Annotated in this window: 11 protein-coding genes and 2 tRNA genes; 5 read left to right on the top strand and 8 right to left on the bottom strand. The window is 66.4% G+C overall.

From position 1 onward, the window contains the following. Positions 1-1,214: 1,214 nt before the first annotated feature. The 3 genes from H590_RS0102320 to H590_RS0102310 are packed head-to-tail and all read right to left on the bottom strand — an operon-like array spanning position 1,215 to position 4,006. Entirely contained in the window at positions 1,215-2,225 is a 1,011-nt protein-coding gene (locus H590_RS0102320; RefSeq protein WP_126412794.1) for a hypothetical protein, read from the bottom strand. Further along, positions 2,210-3,370: a sensor histidine kinase gene (locus H590_RS0102315; protein ID WP_028702282.1), complete on the bottom strand. Its 1,161-nt coding sequence runs from the start codon at positions 3,368-3,370 to the stop codon at positions 2,210-2,212. The genes H590_RS0102320 and H590_RS0102315 overlap by 16 nt, the downstream gene beginning before the upstream one ends. Then, on the bottom strand, positions 3,371-4,006 hold the full coding sequence (locus H590_RS0102310) for a response regulator transcription factor (protein WP_028702281.1): 636 nt from the start codon (positions 4,004-4,006) through the stop codon (positions 3,371-3,373). 415 nt (positions 4,007-4,421) lie between these two features. On the opposite strand from H590_RS0102310, the gene H590_RS0102305 reads away from it, so the two are divergent. The 3 genes from H590_RS0102305 to nhaC are packed head-to-tail and all read left to right on the top strand — an operon-like array spanning position 4,422 to position 8,765. Beyond that, a complete protein-coding gene (locus H590_RS0102305) occupies positions 4,422-5,894 on the top strand; it encodes a basic amino acid/polyamine antiporter (RefSeq protein ID WP_084149217.1) in 1,473 nt (490 codons plus the stop codon). A gap of 35 nt (positions 5,895-5,929) precedes the next feature. Then, positions 5,930-7,177, top strand: a complete 1,248-nt coding sequence (locus H590_RS0102300) for an arginine deiminase (protein ID WP_028702279.1) — start codon at positions 5,930-5,932, stop codon at positions 7,175-7,177. Between the two features lie 43 nt (positions 7,178-7,220). After that, positions 7,221-8,765, top strand: coding sequence for a Na+/H+ antiporter NhaC (gene nhaC, locus H590_RS14465; protein ID WP_051238091.1), 1,545 nt, complete (start codon positions 7,221-7,223; stop codon positions 8,763-8,765). An 83-nt stretch (positions 8,766-8,848) separates the two neighbouring features. Here nhaC and H590_RS0102290 read toward each other — a convergent pair whose 3' ends face one another. From H590_RS0102290 to H590_RS0102270, 5 genes are all read right to left on the bottom strand, one after another. Further along, positions 8,849-9,112, bottom strand: a complete 264-nt coding sequence (locus H590_RS0102290) for a hypothetical protein (protein WP_028702278.1) — start codon at positions 9,110-9,112, stop codon at positions 8,849-8,851. A gap of 192 nt (positions 9,113-9,304) precedes the next feature. Further along, on the bottom strand, positions 9,305-10,993 hold the full coding sequence (ettA, locus tag H590_RS0102285; RefSeq protein ID WP_028702277.1) for an energy-dependent translational throttle protein EttA: 1,689 nt from the start codon (positions 10,991-10,993) through the stop codon (positions 9,305-9,307). A gap of 214 nt (positions 10,994-11,207) precedes the next feature. Next, a complete protein-coding gene (locus H590_RS17770) occupies positions 11,208-11,801 on the bottom strand; it encodes a single-stranded DNA-binding protein (protein WP_084149216.1) in 594 nt (197 codons plus the stop codon). A gap of 122 nt (positions 11,802-11,923) precedes the next feature. Continuing rightward, positions 11,924-13,261, bottom strand: a complete 1,338-nt coding sequence (locus H590_RS14455; RefSeq protein WP_036980709.1) for a PrsW family intramembrane metalloprotease — start codon at positions 13,259-13,261, stop codon at positions 11,924-11,926. 119 nt (positions 13,262-13,380) lie between these two features. Further along, a tRNA-Arg gene (locus H590_RS0102270) sits at positions 13,381-13,456 on the bottom strand. A gap of 75 nt (positions 13,457-13,531) precedes the next feature. Between H590_RS0102270 and orn the strand changes: the two genes are divergently transcribed. Both orn and H590_RS0102260 read left to right on the top strand, forming a co-directional pair. Beyond that, the gene (orn, locus tag H590_RS0102265; protein WP_028702276.1) at positions 13,532-14,146 is read left to right on the top strand and encodes an oligoribonuclease; all 615 of its coding nucleotides are present in this window, start codon (positions 13,532-13,534) and stop codon (positions 14,144-14,146) included. A gap of 99 nt (positions 14,147-14,245) precedes the next feature. Further along, a tRNA-His gene (locus H590_RS0102260) sits at positions 14,246-14,321 on the top strand. Positions 14,322-14,325: the final 4 nt, after the last annotated feature.

The raw sequence follows: 14,325 nt of genomic DNA, 5'->3' as shown, positions 1-14,325 counted from the left end.
GCGACGAGAGCGGGACCCGTCCCCGCCCGGCCTCGGCAACCACTGTCCCCTCACGGGTTGCCGTGCCGTGGCCACATGACGAGCATGGCCAGATGACGGGCGTGGCCACATGAGATGGTCGCCGCGGTCAGGAGCACAGAACCAATCCCACCTGGGCCGTTGAGTCGCGAAGGAGAGCCGACGAGACGGCGGGGAGCAGACCGAGAGAGGACTGCCTGTCGATCTGACCCGCGAGGGAAGTCACGTCTCATAGGAGGTGTTCTTTGGTCAGGCGGTCAAGGCAGGGGGATCGGGAACATACCACCGCCCAGCCGAGCCCCGGGAACTACCGGCCACACCGCGGACGGTATGGCGGGATGGTCAGCTTGGACGGGTCGATCGTTGGTCGATTCAGGGGGCCTGATGATATACCGAAACACCGTGAATCCAGCTCGATATCGAATCCGTCACTCGCGCGACCGATCATGCGAGAAGACCGAGAGCATATTCCTTCCGATCACAATCTGACACTGAACGCGGAAACACACACAAGTGCGAGAACTATTCACGTCCCAGCCGACGCAGATCAAGGCCGGCCACGTTCGACTGATGCAACGCACTCCACCAGGGATAACCGGCGCCATCCGCCTCCAACACCGCCTTTTCTACACCACGAGCATGCGCTCAAGGCGAGAGCGATTTCCCATCAATCACGCCGGCACTCACCAGAGCCGGAAACCGACTCCCCCAGACACCTCTTGTCACGCGTCTCGTGGAGTCGAACGTCGCGCGCTCATTGACGGCAATGTCTCACGCGTTCGGAACCAGCAGAGTGCGGTCAGGGCCCTGGGACGAGAATCCACCAGGGTTCGCGGTGACCCGACCCTGCCCGACACAGGTACTCGCAGCCCGACCCTGCCCCACTCGAGCCGACCCTGTCCGGCATGGGTACTCGCAGCCCGACCCTGCCCCACTCGAGCCGACCCTGTCCGGCATGGGTACTCGCAGCCCGACGCCGCCCGGCGTGGGTACTCGCAGCCCGACCCTGCCCGACGTGGGTACCCGCGGCCCGACCCTGCCCGACGAGAGCTCCCGCAGCCCGACCCCGCCCGAGACGGGCATTCACGTCCCAACCCATGCCCGACACAGGTACTCGCGTCCCGGGACTCCGGTTGCCAGACACTCCGGTGGCAACGGTGAGGCACAACCAGCGCTACCAGCACCAGCCACCACCACTACTCCGCGTCTGAGCGGCTCACCGCCGGCAGCACCTGGACGATGTGCCTCTCGCTGCGATCTCCGTGCCGGGCCACGATGCTCACTCGCTCCGGCTCATTCCAGGTGACCACCAGTGAGTCAGCCCCAGCCTCATCGCGAACCACGGCGGCAATCTGTTCTGCGGCCCGATCCCCCAGTTCTGGAGCGCTCTCGGAGGTTTCCGCCAGGACGTTCACCGATGTTCCACCGGCCCGCAGCGCTGCAATGGCCCGGTTCAGCTCGGGGTGCTGCAACCGGGGCGATCGGAGACGATCTCGGATCTCTCCCCCGACAACCGCGATCTCACCGCGCAACTCCTTGTCGAGAGGAGCACCGTCGCGAAGCAGTGCGAGGACATGCCCGGTCTTCGCGCGCACGAGGGCCAGCTCCCTGCCGATACGTCTGGCAGCCTCACGCTCGGCCCTGGTCTGTCGTACGTGTTCGGCCGCCTCGGATCGGTGTGTGCGTTCCTGCATCACGACGCGGCGCAGTCCGAACAGCCAGGTCACCGCCAGGAAGTACACAACACACGGGGCCGTCAGCACGGTCAGGAGCCACGAGACGGGCATTGAGTACCACAGGGCCCAGACGATGAATATGGCGCTGTGCAGTGCCGCGCCAATGACGGCGTGCACGAGATCTCCCCGCACGAAGAGCAGCGCGAGCAGCGTCGCACCGAACTGGAGCTGCCAGATCGAGGCTCGATCCGGAGGCACCGAGAGCGCGAGAACCATCGCGGTCAACACGAGTGCGGTGACCACGGTCGCGAGCACACCGCTGAGTGGCAGGTCCTCCCTTCGCGTCAGCACCACCGCTGCGACAAGGCACAACAAGCACGCCACTGGGAGTGTGACGTACTGGGGATTGAACTGCCCGTCGACGAGCGCCTTCACCGCCCCCATCAGCCAGGCGAAGACGAGCGCCCAGCGGGCGGCAGGAGTGGCGAGCCCGCCGGCACCAGTACCCCTGGCGGTCACTGTGTGGTCCACGACAGCCTCACCTCTGTGCCATGGCCGAGCGAGGACAGGACCTCCGCATGCCCACCGATCTCGCGAACTCGGGCGAAGATGCTCTCTCGAACCCCCAAGCGCTCGGGCGGAATGGAGTTCACGTCGAAGCCGGTGCCGTCGTCACTCACCGAGATGTCGACCGACTGCTCGAGGATCGTCATGCGCACCGACAGGTGGTTTCCCTCAGAGTGCCGGAGTGCGTTTCGCACCGCCTCGGCCGCCGCGTCGCCCAGAGTCTCGACAGCGCCTGTATCGATCGGCATGTGGTCGGCCTCCAGGTGGACCACCGCCGTCGGCGCGAGGCGAGCGATCCGAGCGCGCAGCCGCTCCCCCGCCTCCGTCGAATCGACTGGATCGACAGCGCGCGCGTCCTCGGCCGCCGAGGGCCGTTCGACGGCCAGCGCCCGAATGGTGGCGGCCGCCTCGGCCCGCAACTCGGGCGGGGGTGTACCGCTGAACAGTTGTGCCGCGGTGAGCACCGAGAGCACCTCGTCGTGGACGAAGCGAGAGAACCGTGCCCGCTGCCGGGTCTCGGCCGCGCTCAGTGCTCTCCTGTCTGCCGCCATACGCGCCTCCGTCTCGACCTCGAAGAGCGATGACAGACGATGTCGCACGCCGATGAGCAGCACGACGAACAAGACATTGCTGAGTCGTACGGGAGTGTTCGAGAGCACGAGCTGCGAGACCCCTCCGGTGAAGAGCCACGACGACAACGGCACGCTCAGCGAGAAGACGATCGAGACAGCGACGGCGGCAACCCGCCTCAGTTGCAGCACCAGCAGACACACGGTGGTCGACTCGAGTGTCCACACCCAGGGCATCACGTCGGACGGATTGCCGCGGATGGCGGCGAAGGAGAGCACCTGCAGCAGAAACTGAAAACTGGGGATCGCGGCCCACAGTCGACGCAGCCACCACATCGGCAACCGCTGCCCCAGTCCCGCCAGCAGCAGCCACAGCGCAATGAGACCCCACGCTCCGACAGTCCACCAGATGGCGAAGCGGTTCCGCTGCATCAGGGCGTCGGGCAACCACCACACGCTGAGCAGCAGGGCGGAGACTGCGATGAGTGAGCCAGCCCAGCGATCCGCGCGTCGCATGTGGGTGGAGGAGAGCTCCGTCACCTATCGCTCCGCCTCAATGAGACCGTCCTCGACAGCGCGTCTGAACAGATCGACCTTCGTGACAGCCACGCGGTCGACGGCGGCGTACTTGGCGCGAATGCGCTTGACGTTGTCGATCACGGTGGTCCGCGAGACGAAGAGCTCCTCGGCCACTCGTTCGGCAGTCTCTCCCGAGGCGTACAGGGCCAGAACCTCGGACTCGCGATCACTGAGGTGCGCGCTGATGAAGGCGTGATCCGCGAGGATCGCGGTGGCCCAGTCAGGCGTCGGCACCGGATCCCCCTGAAGCACCCCACGGACCGTCTGCACGATCATTTCGGGGGACTCGGACTTGCGGATCATGCCCGCAGCTCCGGCTCGGGCAGCCTCGCGAACAAGCTGTGGTTGATCGCCGCTGGTGAAGGCGAGGGTGGTCACTCCGAGAGCGGTCAGCCGACGCACGTTGTCAGCCGGTGTCGATCCGTCGACGAGCACGAGGTCGAGCAGGACCAGATCCAAGGTCGCTCCACACTGCAGAAGGGCGTCGATCGTCGCCCCTCCGGCCACCACACGCATATCCGGCTGCTCGTTGAGGATGGCTGTCACACCAAGAATCACCGCTGGATGATCGTCGACAACCCCTATCCGTGCCTTCATCAGCGACCCCTTCAGGAGACCCCAGGACTCTACGACAAGGCTATCCTCCGCACGCCCCGGACGGGCCGCATTGCAACCCTCACAACTGGGGGATCTGACGCCGATGGGTCCATTGGCGCGGGATGTGGCCAGGGCTGTCTGCAATGGACGCTGACAGGCGCGTCGACTGATACCGCGGGCGGTCCACGATCCACACGGTTTTGGTGGGACGAAGTGTTACGTGATCCCCACCGTAAGTTCACTTCTCTGATAGCCAAACATGCGTGAGTTAAGCACACCAAACAGGCTCGAATCCCGAATTCCCCCACAAATGAGGGTGCGTGTCGGTCGTGTCCACCAACCCCCCTCGATAAACTCCTGATCGCAGGCACACACGAGTGCGACCGCGATACCGGGGAAACGGAGAGGCGGCGCGATGTCGGAGGACAGAGAGGCGGGGGACTCCCCCGAGGAGACCCGGTCGGTGGACAAACTGTCGGTGGCCGCGTTGACCGCATTGGTCGCGGGTTCGATGGTGGGCGCCGGAGTGTTCTCACTTCCCGGCAGATTTGCCCGGGAAGCCGGAGTTGCCGGCGCGCTCATCGCATGGGTCATCGCCGGTGTGGGCATGCTCATGCTGGCATTCGTCTTCCAGATGCTCGCCATCCGGGAGCCGAAGCTCGACTCCGGCGTCTTCGCGTACGCGAAGGCAGGTTTTGGCGAGTACCTCGGTTTCTTCTCGGGCTTCGGCTACTGGGCGAGCGCCTGCGCGGGAAACACCTTCTACTGGGTCTTCATCATGTCGACCCTCTCCGGGCTCGGCGTACGCGGACTCGGAGGCGGGGACACCGTCCTCGCCGTGGCAGTCTCCTCGGTCGGCCTGTGGGGATTCTTCCTGCTCATCCGCAAGGGCGTGCAGAACGCGACGTTCATCAACACGATCATCACCATCGCGAAGATCGTGCCCATCGTCATTTTCGTGCTGCTGTGCATCTTCGTGTTCAAACTCCATGTCTTCCTGCAGAACTGGGCCGGGGCCGACTACGCGGGCTCACTCGGCGAGCAGATTCGCGGGACGATGCTGGTCACCGTCTTCGTGTTCCTCGGCGTCGAGGGAGCGAGCGTCTACTCCCGCCACGCCAGGAGCCGCGAGGACGTCGGCAGGACGACCGTGCTGGGCTTCCTGTCCGTGTTCGCGGTCTTCGCGTCGGTGACGATCGCGTCCTACGGGATCATGCCGATGGCAGACATCGCCGCACTGCCCCAACCGTCGATGGCCGGTGTGCTCGAGCACGCCGTGGGCCCATGGGGTCGCTGGTTCGTCAGTATCGGGCTCATCGTCTCAGTGCTCGGTGCATATCTCGCGTGGTCGCTGATGGCTGCCGAGGTACTGAGCGTCATGGCCGAGAGCCAGGACATGCCTCGCTTCCTTGCCAGAACGAATCGCAATGGCGTGCCCGAGAATGCGGTGCTCCTGAGCTCGCTGCTCGTCCAGCTGCTCCTTGTCATCCTGCTGTTCGCCAGCAATGCCCTGGACCTGGCCCTCGACCTCACCAGCGCCCTCACACTCATACCGTTCTTCCTCGCGGCTCTGTTCGCACTGAAGCTGGTACTCTCCCGAAACGGCGGCACCGAGAAGAACACCGGGAAGAACACACTGGTTCCGCGCGACATAATGCTGGCGATCCTGGCCTGCCTGTACACGGCCTTCCTGATATTTGCGGCTGGCCTGCAGTTCCTTCTCCTATCATTTGTCATATACGCTCCCGCTTCTATTCTTTTCGTGATGACCCGACGTGAACAGGGACGCACCTTGTTCACCGCCCGGGAGTTTGTCATCCTCATGGTATCGCTGATAGGCGCAGCCGCTGGAATAGTTGCCCTCGCGACCGGTTTCATCCAGCTCTGAGATCACTCAACAATCCACCAGAAAGGGAACAGACAATGTCTGAGACGAATACGCCAGGGGTATACTCCGAGGTCGGCGTGCTGCGCAAGGTTCTGGTGTGCGAACCGCGTCTGGCTCATCGCCGACTGACCCCTTCCAACTGCGATGAGCTGCTCTTCGACGATGTGATGTGGGTGGAGAATGCGCAGAAAGATCATCACGAGTTCACCGACAGTCTGCGCTCCCACGGAGTGGCGGTCGTCGAGCTGCACAGCCTGCTCGCCGACACCCTGCGGGACCCCTCCGCGCGAGCGTGGCTGCTCGACAGGAAGATCGTGCCGAACGAGGTTGGCCTCGGTCTGATCGAGGGCACTCGGGCCTACCTCGACTCCCTTGATGAGGCCCAGCTGGCCGAGTTCCTGATCGGCGGTCTGTCGACCGCGGATCTACCGGCCGACTACCGCACGGACTACCTGAGCCTCGCCCGGGAGTCGACCGGCGTCAACGAGTACCTCATGCCGCCGCTCCCGAACACCCTCTACACCCGCGACACGACCTGCTGGATCTATGGCGGCGTCACCCTGAATCCTCTCTACTGGCCCGCCCGGCACGATGAGACGCTGCTGATGCAGGCCATCTACCGCTTCCACCCGGACTTCCGCGACTCGACCGTGTGGTGGGGCGACGCCGAGCGCGACTGGGGCCAGGCGACCCTCGAGGGTGGCGACGTGATGCCGGTCGGCAACGGAGTGGTGCTGATCGGGATGAGCGAACGGTCCTCCCGCCAGGCGATCACCCAGCTCGCCACCGAGCTGTTCGCACAGGGCGCTGCCGATCATGTGATCGTCGCCGGGATGCCCAAACTCCGGTCCGCGATGCACCTCGACACCGTGTTCACCTTCGTCGACCGCAACGTCGTCACACTGTTCCCCCGGATCATGGACGCCGTCCACACCTTCTCGCTGCGCCCCTCGGACCAGGCACCTGGTGCAGAGGTGATCGACCACGGATCGCGGCCCTTCGTCGATGTCGTCGCCGGAGCACTCGGACTTCCCGCTCTGCGCGTGGTGGAGACCGCCGGCAACAACTACGAGTCCGAGCGCCAGCAGTGGGACAGCGGCAACAACGCCGTGGCTCTGAGCCCGGGAGTGGTCTACACCTACGATCGCAACACCCTCACGAATGAGCAGCTTCGCAAGGCCGGCATCGAGGTCATCCCCATCGTCGGCGCGGAACTCGGCCGCGGCCGTGGCGGCGGGCACTGCATGACGTGCCCGATCCTGCGCGATCCCGTCGAGTTCTGACCGATGCCCGCCCTGGTACGCAGCGAGAATTGAGGCGCCAGCCATGAAGGGCTCACAGCCGGCAGAAGCACAGCCGAAGGCGCGGCAGAAGCGGGATCCGTCGATCGCCGACTCGCTGACACCACTGATCGCGATGGTGCTCCTCATCGCGTCCTCCCTCCTGATCTTCGGCCTGGACGCCCTCGACGGACCGATCCAGGTGGCCCTCGTCGCCTCCTGTCTGGTGGCTGCGGCCGTTGCCCTGAAGAATGGACATCCCTGGGGCGAGGTGCAGGCCGCGGGCCAGTCGGCGATGGCGTCGATCACCTCGGCGGTGTTCATCCTGCTGTCAGTGGGCGCCCTGATCGGAACCTGGAATCTCTCAGGCACGATCCCCACCCTCGTCTCCTACGGGCTCCATGTGCTCAGACCGGAGTGGTTCTATCCGGCGACTGCCCTGATCTGCGGCATCATCGCGATGTCGATCGGTAGCTCGTGGACCACTGTCGGCACGATCGGCGTCGGACTCGTCGGCATCGGCAGCATGCTGGGAGTCTCCCCCGGGATCGCGGCCGGCGCGGTGGTCAGCGGCGCCTATCTCGGCGACAAGCTCTCCCCGCTGTCGGAGACGACGATTCTCACCGCCCAGCTGGTGAAGGCCGACGTGATGCGGCACATCAAGGCTCAGGCCTGGACCTCGATCCCCGCCTTCGGCATTGCAGTGGTGCTCTTTCTCGTCATCGGACTCTTCACCAGCGGTTCGGCCCAGCCGCCGGCACCGACCTCCATCGAGCTGGAGAAACTCGACCAGGTGTTCCTCATCACCCCGTGGAACCTGTTGCCGTTGGTGCTGCTCGTGGTGCTCTCCGTGCGCAAGGTCTCCGCCTCCATCTCGCTGTTCCTGGCAGCTGTGTTCGCGGGCATCAGCGGTGCGATCCTGCAGCCCAGAGTGTTCTCCGGCTTTGTCGGCGCGGACCACCTCACTCCACTGGGAGCGATTCGGGCGACCTGGCTGGCGATGTCGAGCGGGTTCTCGGCCCACACGGGTATCGCCGACATCGACCGCCTTCTCTCCCGGGGCGGCATGGACTCCATGCTGCTCACACTGTGGCTGATCATCGGGGCGGTGACCTTCGGAGCACTCCTCGACGAGCTGGGACTGATCCGACGACTCACCGATCCGCTGCTCGCGCGGGCGAAGAGTCGCGGAGGTCTCTACGTCGCCGTGTTCGGCTCGGCGTTCGGCCTGAACATCGTGGCAGGTGACCAGTACATCGCACTCGTGCTGCCGGCCCGCACCTATCGCGCCGAGTTCGCCAAGCGCGGGCTCGCCCCCACGAACCTCTCCCGGTTGTGCGCCGACTCCGGCACAGTCACCTCGCCGCTTGTGCCGTGGAACTCCTGCGGTGCCTTCATGAGTTCCGCTCTCGGTGTGTCGACACTGCTGTATCTGCCGTTCGCATTCTTCAACATCCTCAGCCCGCTGCTCAGCCTCCTGTACGGGTTCACTGGATTCAAGATCGAGAGAACGAGCGAGACCGACCTGGTGACTGAGTCAGATGGCGCCCCGGACCCATCTGAGACCTCGCCGGAGGACGACCACCACTGAGCCCCCCGACCTGCGTCACAGGAGCCGGACACGGACACGGCCATCGCCTCAAGGCCCGACAGCCGGTCCCGGACCGCACGCACTCACCGGGAGAGAGCGCGTGCGGTCCGACGGCGCTGCCATGAAGATGCGGCCATCGTCCACACGGACTCGGCCATGCACCCGGCGGCCAGCACGGAGGCGGCGAACCGCGACGGGATGTCACCGGCCAGCAGGGCGGTCACCGTGGTGGCCACCGTCGCGCCGGCCAGCGCCCATCCGCTCGCCGGCGGCACCTTCTCGGCGATCGCCGACCACACCACGGCGGTGCAGCAGGCCACCGCCAGAACGACGAGCACGATGATCACGTGACCTCCCGGACTGATGTCCTGGACGCTAGATGCCCACTGTTACGAACGATTGACGTCCGATCGACCGGTCGCCGGCCGCGGACGAGCCTTCCGTGACGGAAGCGCCCCGAGGAGGCCCCGCCCGAAGGGGCCCCGAGAGGCCCCCGACGCCCCGCGAGGCTCCCCCGGAGGGACCCGACGCCGAGCGAGTCACTCCCCTCGGGTGAGCCTGCGGTGCTTGGAGGCGTGCGGGCGAGCGGCCTCCACGCCGAGGCGGTCAACCTTGTTCGCCTCGTAGTCGGCGTAGTTGCCCTCGAACCAGAACCATCGGGGCGCGCCGTCCTCGTCCTCGCCCTCCCAAGCCAGGATGTGGGTGGCGATCCGGTCCAGGAACCACCGGTCGTGGGAGGTGATCACGGCGCAGCCGGGGAACTCCAGCAGGGCGTCCTCCAGGCTGGACAGGGTCTCGACGTCCAGGTCGTTGGTGGGCTCGTCGAGAAGCAGGACGTTGCCGCCCTGCTTGAGGGTGAGCGCCAGGTTCAGGCGGTTGCGCTCACCGCCCGACAGCACCCCGGCGAGCTTCTGCTGATCGGGCCCCTTGAACCCGAAGCTGGCGACATAGGCGCGCGAGGGCTCCTCGAAGTTGCCGACCTTGATGTAGTCCAGTCCGTCGGAGACGACCTCCCAGAGGTTCTTGTCGGGGTCGATCCCGGCACGGTTCTGGTCGACGTAGGAGAAACTGACCGTCTCCCCCACCCGCAACGTGCCGGAGTCGGGCTGCTCCTGGCCGACGATCATCTTGAACAGGGTCGTCTTGCCGACGCCGTTGGGCCCGATCACACCGACGATGCCGGCGCGGGGAAGGTCGAAGGTGAGGTCCTTGTAGAGGACGTGGTCCTCGAAGGCCTTCGTGAGCTTGGTGACCTGAAGGACGGTGTTGCCCAGTCGGGGGCCGGCCGGGATGTTGATCTCGGCGGTGTCGATCTTGCGGTTGCGCTCCGCCTCGGCGGCCAGCTCCTCGTACCGGGCCAGCCGGGCCCGGTTCTTGGCCTGGCGGGCCTTGGGCGAGGAACGCGCCCACTCGAGCTCGCGCTCCAGGATCTTGGCCCGCTTGGCGTCCTTCTTGCCCTCGATCTGGAGGCGCTGGCGCTTGGTGTCGAGGTAAGTGGAGTAGTTGCCCTCGTAGGGGTGCAGCTTGCCGCGGTCCACCTCGCAGATCCACTGGGCGACGTTGTCGAGGAAGTACCGGTCGTGGGTGACGGCCAGCACGGCGCCGGCGTAGCTGTGGAGGTGGCCCTCCAGCCAGTTGACCGACTCGGCGTCCAAGTGGTTGGTGGGCTCGTCGAGAAGCAGCAGGTCGGGGGCCTGGAGCAGCAGCTTGCACAGCGCGACGCGGCGTCGCTCACCACCGGACAGCACCGAGACGGGGGTGTCGGGCGGGGGGCACTGCAGGGCGTCCATCGCCTGGGACAGCTGGGCGTCGATGTCCCATGCGTTGGAGGAGTCCAGCTCGGTCTGCAGCTCCCCCATCTCGGCCATCAGGGCGTCGAAGTCGGCGTCCGGATCGGCCATCGCCGCCGAGACCTCCTCGAACCGCTGGAGCTTGGCCTTGATCTCGCCGACTCCCTCCTCGACGTTCTCCAGGACGGTCTTGTCCTCGGTGAGCGGGGGCTCCTGGAGCAGGATCCCCACGGTGGCCCCCTTGGCGAGGGTGGCGTCGCCGTTGTTGGGCTTCTCGATGCCGGCCATCAGCTTGAGCATGGTGGACTTGCCGGCGCCGTTGGGGCCGACCACCCCGATCTTGGCGCCGGGGTAGAAGGACAGCGTGACGTCGTCGAGAATGACGTTGTCGCCGATCGCCTTCCGGACGTTGTGCATGGTGTAGATGAACTCAGCCATCGGCGCTCCTCGGGGTTGGCGTGTCTTCGGCGTCGTGATGACGCAAGGTCTGTGTGGGGTGGCCGGGCCGGCACGGGGCGGCCACGGTCACGACCGGGAACAGGGATCGTGTGGCCCCACGCCGCACAGGGCTGGTCGGAGGGCCGCACGCCAGTATGCCAGTCGCCTCCGACCGCGACCACCGCGCGAGGCCGCCGCACCGTTGGTTCCACCGCTATCCGACCGGGATCTCACCGGTGTGGCGGTCGGCCGAGGCGATCTCCCCCTCCATCTCGATGGCATCGAGATCCGTCTGGTCGCCCTCGACTCCGGCGGGGTCGCTGCCCTCGACGTCTGTGGCATGAGTCCCAGAGCCGTCAGGGTCCCGGTCGGCGAACCCCCCGGAGCGGTCGGTGAGCAGCTCGGTGGTCGCATCGACAACCGCACCGGGCTCCATGATGGGAGCCTCCTCGGGCCTGGGCGTCGGGCGGACGAACATGCTGGTCCCCCGCTGCAGGTCGTGACCGACCGAGGAGGCGAGAATGACCAGCTGTTCACGGCGCACGCCGTCCTCGGTGACCCAGGCCTGGGTCCGCAGCCGTCCGACGACCACGACGGGGTCGCCCTTGCTGAGACTCTGCCGGCAGTTCTCGGCGAGTCGGCCGTTGACACGCACCGACATCCAGGTGGTCTCGCCGTCCGACCACTGCCCCTCCCGGAGGTACCGGGGGGTCTGGGCGATGCGGAATCGGCCGCCGCACCAGCCGTCCTTCCTGATGAAATCGACCTCGGTGCCGAGGTTTCCGGTGATTGACACGTTCGCGTCCATGTGAGTTCCTTTCCTCTCACCGACACGTGTCGTGGCGCAGGCCTCGATCTGCCGCCTCCGCACAGATCTGTGGACAACTTCTCCCACCCCGCCTCGGTCCCGACCCTCCTGTGGAGAACCGGTCAGGGACGCGGCGGGACCCAGGAGACCGCCGGGCGCGAACCGGGTCCGGGCGGGGCGAAGGCCGGCATCCGACCGGCCCTGCCGCGACGCCACGGCCACCAACCGGGCAGGTGCGGGGCGACCGGTCGGGCCCCCTTGGACTCGGTGATGGCCACCGGCCTCAGGTCGCGGAGTCGATCCACCAGGGCGACCTCACGGTCCTGGGTGGCATCGGCGGTGCCGCGGGTGACGGCGTCCCGCAGGTAGGCCAGCTCGGTGGCGGTGCGCAGGAATGCCAGTGTCGCCCACCAGGTGGCGAACCCGTGGGAGGTGGCGACCACAGTGATCCACCAGCGCCTGGCGAGGCTGCCGACCACGGTCGGGTCGCGCGGTTCCAGCCATCCCATCACGACGTAGTCGGCCAGCCGGTTGCGCACCATGGAACCCTCGCGCAGCAGCCGGACGATGAGGAAGATCACCAGCGAGGCGACGATCCCCAGGGCAACGAACCAGTAGACCTTGAGGTCCTTGCTCGGCACCACCGAGGAGATCCCGTTGAAGGCCATGTGGCCGATCACGGCTCCGAGGAAACCGGTGACCGGGGCGAGGATCCGCACCAGCCGACTGCGTGAACGCAGGCCGATCGCCAGGCCGATCCCGGCCATCGAGGTGAACAGCGGGTGACCGAAGGAGGTGAGGACGCCGCGCAGCAGGACGAGCTGCCGGACGGCCTGGGTGGGGTCGCCGGCCTGGACGGTGATGCGGGCGTAGTTATCGGCGCGGGCGTAGTAGATGATGTTCTCCACGAAGGCGAAGCCGATCGCCGACAGGCCCGCCAGGCTCACCGTCTGGAGCATCGAGGTGAGGCGGTTGCGCATGAAGACGGCGAACAGAAAGAGCACCGTCACCTTGCAGGTCTCCTCGACGAAGGGCGCCGAGTAGATCGCCGGACCCGCCCCGCCGCTCGGGTCGTAGCCGCCCTGGACCGACAGCATGCCGGCCATCCAGGTGTTGACGACCAGGGAGATGGAGGTGGCGACCGCCGCACCCCAGGCGAAGGCGGTGAACCACATCGCCATGTGCTGGGTGCGGAAGCGGTCCAGCCAGATGAACACCAGGGACCAGACGGCGGCGGTGGGCCAGGCGTAGTGGGCGGCCAGTGTGAACGACCGCATGGTGATGCCCGGGATCACTCCCTTGCGGCCGTCGCGCTCGACCTCGACGTCGGCGTGCAGCTGGAGGTACTGGGCGTACAGCAGCCCGACCGACAGGAGAATCATCGCCAGCACGATCCAGGCCCAGGGGTTGCGCAGCAGGCGCATCCACCAGGGACGGCGAATGGTGGCGGACTCGGGCATGCCAGCCACTGTACCGGCGGATCGGCAACAGGAGGCAGACCGCTCGCCCGGGAGCGATCGACAATCGGCCCCGGGGGCGCCTGCTTGGCAGCCGCCCAGGCACGGGGAGGGCGAGGATGTGGCGGCCCGGGTGGGAATCGAACCCACGCGCGACAGATTAGAAGGCTGCTGCTCTATCCGCTGAGCTACCGGGCCAGCGCGGCAAGTCTAGAGGATGACGCCGTCGGGGCGACATGCCGCGTCGACGTAGGCTGGTTGCCCGTGAACAACATGCTGGTGTGGATCGACTGCGAGATGACCGGGCTCGACCTGGCCCATGACGGGCTCATCGAGGTGGCCGCCCTGGTCACCGACGGTGACCTCAACGTGATGGGTGAGGGGGTCGACGTCATCATCCGCCCCAGGCCGGAGTGGTTGGAGCACATGAACGACTTCGTGCGCGGCATGCACACCCATTCGGGACTGCTCGACGAGCTGGACTCCGGGATGTCGATGGAGGAGGCCCAGAAGCAGGTCCTCGACTACATCAAGGAGTGGGTGCCCGAGGCCGGCAAGGCCCCGCTGGCCGGCAACTCCATCGGGACCGACCGGTCCTTCCTGGCCAAGGACATGCCCGAGCTCGAGGGGTACACCCACTACCGCAATGTCGATGTCTCCTCCATCAAGGAGCTGGCGAAGCGCTGGTACCCGGCCGCCTACCGGAACTCCCCGACCAAGCAGGGCAACCACCGCGCGCTGGCCGACATCGAGGAGTCGATCGAGGAGTTGATGTACTGGCGCGAGGCGCTCATGGTGCCGGCCCCGGGGCCGGACGCCGCCACTGCCAGGACCATCGCCGCCAGGTGCCAGGGGGCTCTCACCGGAGCCGGTCGCACCGCCGACTGACCTGGCACCGTGCGCGTCCCGGTGGACCCGCACGGATTTGCCAAGGATCTCGGGGGTTCGATATTCTCTCCGAGTTGCCCGGAGCTTGTCGGGCAGATGGTGGATATAGCTCAGTCGGTAGAGCACCTGGTTGTGGTCCAGGGGGTCGCGGGTTCAAGTCCCGTTATCCACCCCAGATG

The sequence above is a fragment of the Acidipropionibacterium jensenii DSM 20535 genome (assembly GCF_000425285.1).
In the GTDB taxonomy this organism is placed as follows: Bacteria; Actinomycetota; Actinomycetes; order Propionibacteriales; family Propionibacteriaceae; genus Acidipropionibacterium; species Acidipropionibacterium jensenii.
The sequence above is the reverse complement of the archived record's forward strand: the minus strand, read 5'-3'. Positions and strand labels throughout refer to the sequence as shown.

Coding starts and splice junctions, on each gene's coding strand:
- H590_RS0102300 (WP_028702279.1), top strand. CDS start 5,930: ATGTCTGAGACGAATACGCCAGGGGTATACTCCGAGGTCGGCGTGCTG.
- ettA (WP_028702277.1), bottom strand. CDS start 10,993: ATGGCTGAGTTCATCTACACCATGCACAACGTCCGGAAGGCGATCGGC.
- orn (WP_028702276.1), top strand. CDS start 13,532: ATGCTGGTGTGGATCGACTGCGAGATGACCGGGCTCGACCTGGCCCAT.
- H590_RS14455 (WP_036980709.1), bottom strand. CDS start 13,261: ATGCCCGAGTCCGCCACCATTCGCCGTCCCTGGTGGATGCGCCTGCTG.
- H590_RS17770 (WP_084149216.1), bottom strand. CDS start 11,801: ATGGACGCGAACGTGTCAATCACCGGAAACCTCGGCACCGAGGTCGAT.
- H590_RS0102310 (WP_028702281.1), bottom strand. CDS start 4,006: ATGAAGGCACGGATAGGGGTTGTCGACGATCATCCAGCGGTGATTCTT.
- H590_RS0102305 (WP_084149217.1), top strand. CDS start 4,422: ATGTCGGAGGACAGAGAGGCGGGGGACTCCCCCGAGGAGACCCGGTCG.
- nhaC (WP_051238091.1), top strand. CDS start 7,221: ATGAAGGGCTCACAGCCGGCAGAAGCACAGCCGAAGGCGCGGCAGAAG.